Origin of the sequence: uncultured Veillonella sp., assembly GCF_963534045.1 — a bacterium.
Classification (GTDB): domain Bacteria; phylum Bacillota; class Negativicutes; order Veillonellales; family Veillonellaceae; genus Veillonella.
In genome coordinates this window covers 1-10,737 of sequence record NZ_CAUSQT010000043.1, presented here as the reverse complement: position 1 = coordinate 10,737, position 10,737 = coordinate 1, and the positions used below count along the sequence as shown (strand labels likewise).

Genomic DNA, 10,737 nt, shown 5'->3' with positions numbered 1-10,737 from the left:
ACGGTTCAAAGTAAAGGACTCGCTAATGCATTTCAAAATGGATTATTAGTAACAATCAAGGCATCCGTTAATTTCTATAACAAAATGGGCCGTTTAAATCTTATCGCATCGGATATGCAGGTTGGTTCTAAAAGCCCATTACAGCTTGAATTCGATGCTCTGCAAAGAGAATTATCCGCATTGGGCTATTTTGATGATGCTCATAAACAACCAATACCAGTTCTATCAAGTTGTATCGGTATTGTCACATCCTCTACAGGTGCTGTTTTACACGATATATTACATATTAGTGAACATAGAAATCCGCTTATGCAATTTAAATTATTCTCTGTACCAGTTCAGGGAACAACAGCGGGTCCAATCATAGCTAAAGGAATTGAAGCTGCAGATAAAGATCCAGATGTTGATGTCATTATCGTCGGTCGTGGCGGCGGTTCAATGGAGGATTTATGGTGCTTTAATGATAGAGTTGTTATCGAAGCTATTTACAATGCATCTACACCTATTATTTCTGCAGTAGGTCATGAAACAGATTATACATTAGCTGATTACGCTGCTGATATGCGTGGTGCTACACCTAGTCATGCCGCAGAAATTGCAGTGCTTCCGTTGACTACACTACAACAGCATTTACAACAAAAACTTGATTATTTACAGTATGTAATGGATCAAACATTACAGCAAAAACGTATTGAATTAAGTACAATTTTTAATCGTCGTCTCGGGTTTCCTGCATTACAATTACTGCATAAACAAAATTCTCTCTTACAATCCTATAAGGAGAAATTACAAACTTTAGCGTCACAACGATGGCAACATGAAAAGCATAAACTTTCACTTATAACACAGGAATTATCACTACAAAATCCAATCCATTTAATGGTGAAAGGCTATTCCAAAATAGAAAAAGAGGGTCATACTATAAGTTCAATTCAAAATATGGCCAAAGGAGATGTATTTAAAATTACATTGCGTGATGGTTCTATAAAAGCAGTTGTAGAGGAGGTATTACCGGATGGCAGCATCACTGAAAAGTTATGAAAAAAAATATAAAGCTCTTGAAGATATCGTTCGTCAACTCGACGATGGTGAATTATCTATGTCAGAGCTGTTAAATCAATATAAAAAAGGCTTAACCTTAGTTAAGGAATGTGCAGATATGCTGGATTCTGTGGAAGGTGAAATTCAACAGATTATCGAAGAGGTACGCATCGGAGAGTAATAAGCTATGTTAAAGACATATTTAGAAACTAGCAAACAATCGATTGAACACTGGTTAAGTGCCGTATTAAATTCCCCTATACCAGAATATAAACGTTTATATGAATCTATGAACTATAGTTTATTACAAGGGGGAAAACGAATTCGTCCTATCTTAACCAAGGCTGTTTTAGATGCAATGAAGGTTGATGCATCATTATATAAAGAGTTCCTATGTGCATTGGAATGTATTCATACATATTCACTGATTCATGATGATTTACCAGCTATGGATAATGATGATTATCGCCGAGGTAATTTAACCAACCATAAGGTATATGGAGATGGCATGGCAATTTTAGCAGGTGATGGTTTATTGACCTATGCATTTCAACTTTGCACTGAAAATACAACCGCATCAGCTGAGCAAAAAATCAAGGCTATCCAATGTTTAGCGACCGCAGCTGGTCCTGAAGGCATGGTTGGCGGACAAGCTTTTGATTTACTATCCGAAGGAAAACATATCCCTCTAGAGGAATTAAAAGTTTTACATAGTGGAAAAACAGGTGCTTTATTTAATGCGGCCATTGAGTTAGGGCTCATCTTATCTAATGCTGACCAAGCAAAATATGCGGCCTATATGACATATGCCAATTGTCTTGGTTTGCTATTCCAGATTACAGATGATATTCTTGATGTAACGGGAACCATTGAAGAGTTAGGCAAAACACCTGGTAGTGATATACGACAAGATAAATCCACTTATGTTTCATTATTAGGGCTTGATGAGGCACGTAATGAAGCACATATAGTCGCACAAAAGGCACATGCTGCTTTAGCAACAATAGAAGATGATACACACATACTAAGTGCTATTATTGATTATTTAATGGATCGTACACATTAAACATTAGAGGGTAAAGTTATATGTACCATATTTTAGAGGAAATTTGTCATAATTATATAGCGCAAGCCGCATTTTGGGGCTGGTTTTCAGCACAAGCCATTAAATTCTTATGGCAACTTGTCCGTTATCGTACATTGCGTTTTGAACGTTTAGTAGGTTCCGGAGGATTTCCTAGTTCACATACATCCTTTGTAATTTCTACTACTGCCGCTTTGTACTTTAAAAATAATGGTATTACTGATATATTTGTGGTAGCATTAGTATTTTCTATTGTAGTCATGTATGATGCGTCTGGTGTACGTCGTCAAGCTGGTCGACAAGCACAAATATTAAACCAAATTGTGGAGTATTTTAGTAAACGAAATATTCCTGTTATTTTAAAAGACCGAGAAATTGCATTAAAAGAATTACTAGGTCATACGCCAGTTGAAGTATTTGGTGGTTTAGTATTAGGTATTCTAATAGCTTATATTCAATATTTCTATGTGTATAATGGTGTCATATGAGTAATAAAGAACGTTTAGATATTCTCCTTGTTAACCGAGGTTTATTTGAAAGTCGCGAAAAAGCAAAAGCCGCTATTATGGCTGGTCAAATCTTTATGGATACAACACGAATCGATAAGGCTGGTACAAAGGTTCCTGTAGATGCAAATCTCACAGTGAAAGGTAATACCTTGCCATATGTAAGTCGTGGAGGCTTAAAATTAGAAAAAGCTATTCAAATATATCCCATTGATTTAACCGATGCAGTCATGATTGATATTGGAGCTAGTACGGGTGGATTTACAGATTGTGCATTGCAAAATGGTGCATCCAAGGTGTTTGCAATAGATGTAGGATATAACCAACTAGCTTGGAAACTTCGCCAAGATGAACGCGTAATCAATATGGAGAAGCAAAATATACGTGCGGTTACTGCAGAACAATTGGGTGAACTTGTAGATTTCATATCTATTGATGTAGCTTTTATATCTCTCGATAAGGTATTACCTGTAGCTACTACACTATTAAAAAATACAGGTTCATTAGTAGCTCTCATCAAGCCTCAGTTTGAAGCCGGTAAAGAAAAGGTCGGAAAGGGAGGTATTGTTCGAGAGAGAGCAGTACATGAAGAGGTACTTTCACGTATATTACAGGTTGCTTATGATTGCAAATTATATTTACACGGATTAACCTTCTCACCAATTAAAGGGACGGAAGGAAATATTGAGTTTTTAGGATATTTTACTAAATCTGAAGAAGGTGCATTATCTATAACTGATGAATTAATTACAGCAGTTGTAGATGAGGCTCACATGCTATAGGAGATAGATATATGCGTATTGGTTTTTTTCCTAATATGGGTAAAAGTACAATCATGGCCGTTCTTAAAATGGCAGCTCATATCTGTAGAGAAGAGCAAATAGAAGTATATTTACCAGATGATCTTGAAAGACCTGATACTTACAAGGTATTACAAATACCAAAGGAAAATGTACTTCCTAGACCAGAGATTTTTAAACATATTGATGTAGCATTTAGTTTTGGTGGCGATGGCACCATCATCCATTTAGCACGTCAAATTTTCTCTTATAATATACCTGTATGTGGTATTAACTTAGGGGAACTTGGTTTCTTAAATCAAATTGAAGTCCATCAATTACAAAGTCATATTAAACGCATTGCTCAAGGTGACTATACAATTGAAAAACGAGGACATCTTCATGCCTATATAGATAGGGAAGGCGGAACAAGAGAAGACTTAGTCCCAATTATTAATGAAGTCGTTATTACACGTTCTGAACCAGCTAAAATGGCGCGTATCAATTTAGCAGTAAATGGACAACATACGCAGATGTATCCTTCTGATGGACTAATTATTTCATCAGCTACAGGGTCTACAGGATATAATTTATCCGCTGGTGGTCCTATTATGAAGCCAGATAATCGATCTATTATTATAACCCCAGTTGCGCCACATTTAATTCAAGGTATCTCTATGGTCTTAGAAGAACATGATACCATTCAAATTACAATGCCTGATCGTGAACCTCAACTGCATATATGCATAGATGGTACATTTGACTATTCATTTACTAACAAAGAAGCTTTACATATTTCATCGAATCCTGTGTATTGTTTATTTGTTCGATTTAAAGATCAATGCTTCTTTGGCACATTATTTAAAAAATTAGCATCTCGTAGGGACGAGTTATTATAAGGAGTGTGAACGCATATGATTAATATCAACAATGCAGTTCAATTTCAACATCTTATTTGGGATCGCATTATGAAATCTGCCTCTGTTGTAGTGGATGCAACATGTGGCAATGGCCACGATTTACTGTATTTAGCAGAACGAGCTCAATCTGAGTGTCATTTATATGGCATAGACATTCAAGAACAGGCTGTCAGTGCTAGCAGGGAATTACTAGCATCCAAGAAATTGCAGTCAAATGTAACAATTACATTTTTACACAATTCTCACGACATTGCACTTCATCAAGAAATCAAAGAAAATACAATTGATTTAATTATATTTAATTTAGGATATTTACCCGGTGGAGATCATAGCATCATAACACGTCCTCATAATACGATTGAAGCTCTAAACAATGCATTTCCTAAACTCGCTAAGGATGGAATCATTACTATCGTAGCATATCCTGGCACACCTGAGGGTATGGAAGAGAAAGAAGCATTGCATAAGTATATCTCACAGTTAGATCAAGCAAAGTATAATGTATGCCATTGGCATCCTATAAATCAAGCTAACAATCCACCTGAATTATATTTAATTCAAAAACGATAATTTCCATAATAGCTATCTTATACTTATAGTAAATAATCTATACTTTTACTATACTAAAAATGCATAATACGAAATAAAAGACCCATTAAAAGGCCTTTTATTTATGCAACACACTTGTAAAAATCGTTAATCATAAATTCGCTATAAATAGATGAACCATATATTATGTGTGTTTATAAGAGTTGAAAACTCCATAAATTAACTAATTATTAATTATTAGTACAATATGCATAACACGTATGGTATATACGGAATATACCATATATTAATTTTGAATATATGGTATAATAATGTAAGAAAGATACTATTCTCTTTTATGTGCAAGTTTAAAAAGGGAGCAAAAAATGAAACGCTATCGCTATAACAAAATTAAGGAAATTGTTCAGTCTAAGGCGATTGAAACACAAGAGGAGTTAGCAGCGGCTTTATTACAAGAAGGCATAGAAGTAACACAGGCTACTGTCTCTCGTGACATCAAAGAATTAATGTTAATTAAAATACCAACTGGCGATGGACATTATCGATACGCATTATCTCCAGAAGAAAATGTAGTATTATCACGTAGTCGTATTAACCGTTTATTCCAAGATTCCTTGATCAAGGTTGATCATAGCTTAAATCAGGTCGTGCTACATACGATTCCTGGCTCTGCTCAATCTGTAGCATTTTCTATTGATCATGCAAAATGGTCTGAATTAATTGGTACACTCGCAGGAGATGATACAATTTTACTTATCGCGCGCTCCGAAGCTGAGGTACCTGCAATTCTTTCTAGAATTCAAGATTTAATGAAGGATTAGTAATTATATGTTGACGCAAATGAGCATTCGAAATTTTGCGTTGATTGAGCAAATGAATATTTCATTTAAAGATGGCATAACTATCTTTACCGGCGAAACTGGGGCAGGTAAATCCATATTAATGGATGCTTTCAGTATTCTATTAGGAGAACGCGCTAGCAGCGAGTTTATTCGTCATGGTAAAGATAGTTTTGTTATAGATGGCATATTCGATATTGCCAATCACCAAAGTTTATTAGATTTATTACAATCAAAAAATATATTGGTAGAGGACAATCAACTAATTCTATCTAGGTCCTTTAATACATCTGGTAAATCTATTATATTGGCTAATGATCAACCCATTCCTCTAAAGGCGCTTAAAGAGATTGGTCTATTATTAGCCGATATTCATGGTCAATACAGTAATCAAAAATTATTAAATCCTGATTCACATCATGAGTATTTAGATGGTTATAACCAGGCTGGTAGTAAGGCTTATAAAGAATATAAAGCAGCCTACAAAGAATATAAAGAGGCCAAGCAAGCGCTAGATAATTTATCTGAGCACATGGCTGAACGAGCCCGTGAACTTGATATGCTTCGTTTTCAAATCGATGAAATAGAAGAGGCTGGATTACAAATAGGCGAGGATGAATCTATTGCTGAAGAACTGAAACGTTTAGATAGCTTCGATCATATCGATAAGGTACTTGGTTCATGTTATGATGCTTTTTATGGAGGCAGGCATCCATTATTAGATACAGTTAATGCTATCAAGGTAGAAGTAAATGATCTTGTAAAATATGATGATGAGGTTAAAGAAATCTCTGAACTCGTTAATTCTGCATACTTTCAATTAGAAGAAGCTGCTCAATCTCTTGATCGATACCGAGATTCTATTAGTTATGACGAAGAACGCTATGCATACTGCCAAGATAGAGATTCTGTAATCTATGGTCTTAAAAAGAAGTACGGCGAAACAGTCCAAGATATATTAAATTATGAAGAAAAGGCGCAACAACGCTTAGAGGAATTAGAATCCGAAGTTTGTGAACAAGGTGCTTTAGAACAACAATTAGTGGAAAAAGAAAAGATTGCAAAAACAGCTTTAGCAGCATTAATTTATATACGTCGTGAAAATGCAGATGTAATTGCTAAACAACTACGAGCTGAAATTGTTGATTTAGGTATGGAAAAAGGGGATATTCGTTTTTTCATAGATGAAAGTGAAGAACTTTTACCATTAGGCGCTAAATCAATTGAATTATTATTTACCGCTAATAAAGGCGAACAGTTGCTACCATTACATAAAGTTGCATCTGGTGGTGAATTGGCTCGCATTGCACTGGCACTAAAATCCGTATTCCGTACAGATAATCACAAAACACTTGTATTCGATGAAATCGATGTCGGTATAAGTGGAGATATAGCATTGAAGGTAGCTGAAAAAATCTTAGCTCTTTCCAAGACAAATCAAGTATTCTGTATTACTCATTTACCACAAACGGCAAGTATTGCAAAACAGCATTATCACTTATCTAAGCAAGAACAAGAAGGCCGCACTATTTCTACATTATCTGAATTGAGCGAAAAAGAACGGCTTTCACAAATCGCATCCATGATGTCCGGCAAGGGAATGTCTCATACAGCACTGGCTGCTGCACAAGAACTTATTGACCATTTTCATTGACTAAATACGCATAATTACTTATACTTATTATATTAACTCAATAATAAGGTAGAGGCGCGGGTATAAATAGTCATCATGAGGAGCCGGCAAACAATGATTCATGATAAAAGGTGTACTTGCCGAAGTGGGATGACAGCCAAATCATCGTGCTGGTTGTCTATTTAATAGGTAGACGACTGTCACCAATATTACATTGGTGGAGTGCTATCATAATTCTTGTTTAATGAACGATGTGTCATATATCGTATATATTAAGCCAGTGGATGCCTCCACTGGCTTTTTTGGAGGTAAATATGATTAGAGTAATGGTAAACGGTGCAGGCGGTAAAATGGGTCGCGAAGTCGTAAAAGCAGTACATGCAGATTCTGAATTGACAATGATTGGTGGCATCGATCCATCTAAAGCAGGTCAAGATGTGGGCACTGTAGCAGGAATTGAACCATTACATATCACAATGGCTGAAACTATTGACGAAGTATTGAGCGATAATAAACCTGACGTTATCGTTGATTTCACAAATCCTGCTGTTATTTTCGAAAATGCCAAAAAAATTCTTAGTGCTGGCGTGCATATTGTAATAGGCACAACAGGCCTAACTGAAGAACAACGCAACGAATTGAATGAAATCGGTTTAAAACATAATGCCAATTGTTTGGTAGCACCTAATTTCTCATTAGGCGCTGTTATGATGATGAAAGTGGCTGCTGAATTAGCGCCATATTTCCCTGATGTAGAAATTATCGAATTACATCACAACCATAAATATGATGCTCCATCTGGTACATCTATTTTGACGGCTAAATTAATCAATGATGCAAAAGAGGCTGCAAATGTGACAGGTTCTGAAGATTTAACACGTGAAAGTTTGCCAGGTGCACGTGGTGCAAAAGTCGACAATGTTACTATCCATAGCGTTCGTCTTCCTGGTTATGTAGCACATCAACAAGTATTATTTGGCGGCTATGATGAAACATTAACAATTCGTCATGATAGCTTAAGCCGTTTATCCTTCATGCCTGGTGTCGTTCTAGCATGTAAGAAAATTGCCTCTAAACCAGGCTTAACATATGGCTTAGAACATTATTTATAATACTGAACAACAATTGATTAATTGAGGAGATACACAATGAAAAAACCTAATCTTGCAATTCTTGGTGCTACTGGTGCAGTAGGGGCAGAATTTATTACACTTATTGAAGAGCGTAATTTTCCTTATGAAAATTTAAAACTATTGGCTTCTGCTCGTTCTGCTGGTACTGAACTTACAGTTAATGGGAAAACCTATGTGGTCGAAGAAGCAAAACCTGAATCCTTTGATGGTATTGATATTGCATTATTTGCAGGTGGCTCTATTTCTAAAACATTAGCTCCAGAAGCTGCTAAACGCGGTGCTATTGTTATTGATAACTCCAGTGCCTTCCGTATGGATCCAGAGGTGCCACTCGTTGTGCCTGAAGTTAACCCTGAAGATATTTTGAAACATAAGGGTATCATTGCCAATCCAAACTGCTCTACAATCATCATGAGCCTTGGTTTAAAACCATTGCACGACATTTCCCCAATCAAACGCATTGTAGTATCTACATACCAAGCTGTATCTGGTGCTGGTAAAGAAGGTATTGAAGAACTTCAAAACCAAGTAAAAGAATATGCTGAAGGCAAGGAAATGACTGCTAACTTATTGCCAACAGGTTCTGCACCTAAACACTTCCCAATCGCGTTCAATTTGTTACCACAAATTGATGTATTCTTAGAAAACGATTATACTAAAGAAGAGATGAAGATGGTAAATGAAACACACAAAATTCTTCATGATGACACGATTCAAGTCGTGCCAACAACTGTTCGTGTTCCAGTATATCGCTCTCATTCTGAATCCGTATTAGTAGAAACAGAAGAACCAGTATCTGTAGTAGCATTCCGCAAGGCTTGTGCCGCATTCCCAGGATTACAAGTAAAAGATAATCCAGCAGAGCAAGAATACCCTATGCCACTATATACATCTAATCAAAATGACTGTGAAATCGGTCGTATCCGTAAAGATTTATACAATGATAAAGGCATGAATTTCTGGATCGTAGGTGACCAAATTCGTAAGGGCGCTGCATTAAATGCATTGCAAATTGCAGAATACTTGGTAGAAAAGGAAGCGTTTTAATATCTATCAAGGGGGAGAAACATATGAAAACCTTTGGTCGTGTATTAACGGCTATGATTACATCATTTAATGATGATGGATCAGTCAACATTGAAAATACAGTAGCCATTGCAGAACATCTATTGAATCATGGGTCTGATGGCTTAGTTGTTTGTGGTACCACAGGTGAAAATCCTACTATTTCCCGTGAAAGCAAGACTGCTTTATTTAAAGCGATTGCCAAAGCATGTGGAGATAAAGGTACTATTATTGCTAATGTAGGTTCCAATGATACAAAAGGTTCTGTAGACTTTGTGAAAGAAGTATCTACGATTCCTGGTATTGATGGATTGTTAGTTGTTGTACCGTATTACAATAAGCCTAATCAACAAGGTCAATATTTGCATTTTAAATCCATTGCAGAGGCTACAACGTTACCAATCATGGTATACAATGTACCTGGTCGCGTAGGAACTGGAATATTTCCAGCTACACTAGCACGCCTCCATAAGGAATATCCACATATTTGTGCCATCAAAGAGGCTAGTGGTAATTTGATGATTGCTTCTGAAATTAAGCGTTTAATGCCTGGTGAAGATTTCATGGTATACAGCGGAGATGATGGCCTTACATTGCCTATTCTTTCCGTTGGTGGCACAGGCGTTATTTCTGTAGTATCCCATGTGGCCGGTCAAGATATGAACGATATGATTGCAGCCTTTGAGGAAGGAAATAATCAAAAAGCAACACAATTACATCAAAAATTAGCTGAAATTACTAAGGCTATGTTTATTACAACAAATCCAATTCCAGTTAAATATGCAGCTCGTAAAATGGGTTTACCTACAGGTATATTTAATTTACCAATGTGTGAACCTTCTCAAGAAGAAGCTGCATATATAGATAAGGCATTAGCTGAATATTTACAATAAAATATTACGATACTAAAAACCAGTAGCTACAATTTGTAACTACTGGTTTTATTGTATATGAATATGAAATACATTATAAATATTATTTTATAAGCCTATAAATATATTTTTTTCTTATAAAGATTGTATTATGATATAATCTCACATGGAGATAGTATTTTTAACTATACTCTAGTCTACTGTTAATTCATGATAAACAAAATGATTGTGATATTTCGAATCGACCATAAGGCGATTACATTAAAACACAAGGAGTTTAACATGGAACTAACAATGTTAAAAAGTAAAATTCACA

12 protein-coding genes and 1 riboswitch are annotated in these 10,737 nt (G+C 35.8%); all 12 genes read left to right on the top strand.

Going from position 1 to position 10,737, the window contains the following annotated elements; genetic code table 11:
• Positions 1-1,041: exodeoxyribonuclease VII large subunit (gene xseA / locus RYP29_RS07240; protein ID WP_311532784.1), on the top strand; the 1,041-nt coding region annotated here is incomplete at its 5' end.
• Entirely contained in the window at positions 1,016-1,222 is a 207-nt protein-coding gene (gene xseB / locus RYP29_RS07235; protein WP_038123450.1) for an exodeoxyribonuclease VII small subunit, read from the top strand. The genes xseA and xseB, both read left to right, overlap by 26 nt.
• 6 nt (positions 1,223-1,228) lie before the next feature.
• On the top strand, positions 1,229-2,107 hold the full coding sequence (locus RYP29_RS07230) for a polyprenyl synthetase family protein (RefSeq protein ID WP_038123447.1): 879 nt from the start codon (positions 1,229-1,231) through the stop codon (positions 2,105-2,107).
• 20 nt (positions 2,108-2,127) lie between these two features.
• Positions 2,128-2,613 (top strand): divergent PAP2 family protein, encoded by a 486-nt coding sequence (locus RYP29_RS07225; RefSeq protein WP_005378985.1) that lies wholly within the window; start codon positions 2,128-2,130, stop codon positions 2,611-2,613.
• The gene (locus tag RYP29_RS07220) at positions 2,610-3,413 is read left to right on the top strand and encodes a TlyA family RNA methyltransferase (protein WP_005378843.1); all 804 of its coding nucleotides are present in this window, start codon (positions 2,610-2,612) and stop codon (positions 3,411-3,413) included. Before RYP29_RS07225 ends, RYP29_RS07220 begins: the two co-directional genes overlap by 4 nt.
• Before the next feature lie 11 nt (positions 3,414-3,424).
• On the top strand, positions 3,425-4,309 hold the full coding sequence (locus tag RYP29_RS07215; protein ID WP_311532780.1) for an NAD(+)/NADH kinase: 885 nt from the start codon (positions 3,425-3,427) through the stop codon (positions 4,307-4,309).
• A gap of 15 nt (positions 4,310-4,324) precedes the next feature.
• Positions 4,325-4,900, top strand: coding sequence for a class I SAM-dependent methyltransferase (locus RYP29_RS07210; protein WP_005383341.1), 576 nt, complete (start codon positions 4,325-4,327; stop codon positions 4,898-4,900).
• Positions 4,901-5,244: 344 nt separating this feature from the next.
• The gene (gene argR, locus RYP29_RS07205; RefSeq protein ID WP_005378897.1) at positions 5,245-5,700 is read left to right on the top strand and encodes an arginine repressor; all 456 of its coding nucleotides are present in this window, start codon (positions 5,245-5,247) and stop codon (positions 5,698-5,700) included.
• Positions 5,701-5,707: 7 nt separating this feature from the next.
• Complete coding sequence (recN, locus tag RYP29_RS07200; RefSeq protein WP_311532777.1) at positions 5,708-7,372, top strand: DNA repair protein RecN; 1,665 nt, start codon at positions 5,708-5,710, stop codon at positions 7,370-7,372.
• A 41-nt stretch (positions 7,373-7,413) separates the two neighbouring features.
• A riboswitch (Lysine riboswitch) is annotated at positions 7,414-7,587 on the top strand.
• A gap of 78 nt (positions 7,588-7,665) precedes the next feature.
• Positions 7,666-8,463: a 4-hydroxy-tetrahydrodipicolinate reductase gene (gene dapB, locus RYP29_RS07195; RefSeq protein WP_038148777.1), complete on the top strand. Its 798-nt coding sequence runs from the start codon at positions 7,666-7,668 to the stop codon at positions 8,461-8,463.
• Positions 8,464-8,499: 36 nt separating this feature from the next.
• Positions 8,500-9,531, top strand: coding sequence for an aspartate-semialdehyde dehydrogenase (locus RYP29_RS07190; RefSeq protein WP_311532774.1), 1,032 nt, complete (start codon positions 8,500-8,502; stop codon positions 9,529-9,531).
• Between the two features lie 23 nt (positions 9,532-9,554).
• Positions 9,555-10,442 carry a 4-hydroxy-tetrahydrodipicolinate synthase gene (gene dapA / locus RYP29_RS07185; RefSeq protein ID WP_311532772.1) on the top strand — a complete coding sequence of 296 codons (888 nt, stop codon included), beginning with the start codon at positions 9,555-9,557 and terminating at the stop codon, positions 10,440-10,442.
• Positions 10,443-10,737: the final 295 nt, after the last annotated feature.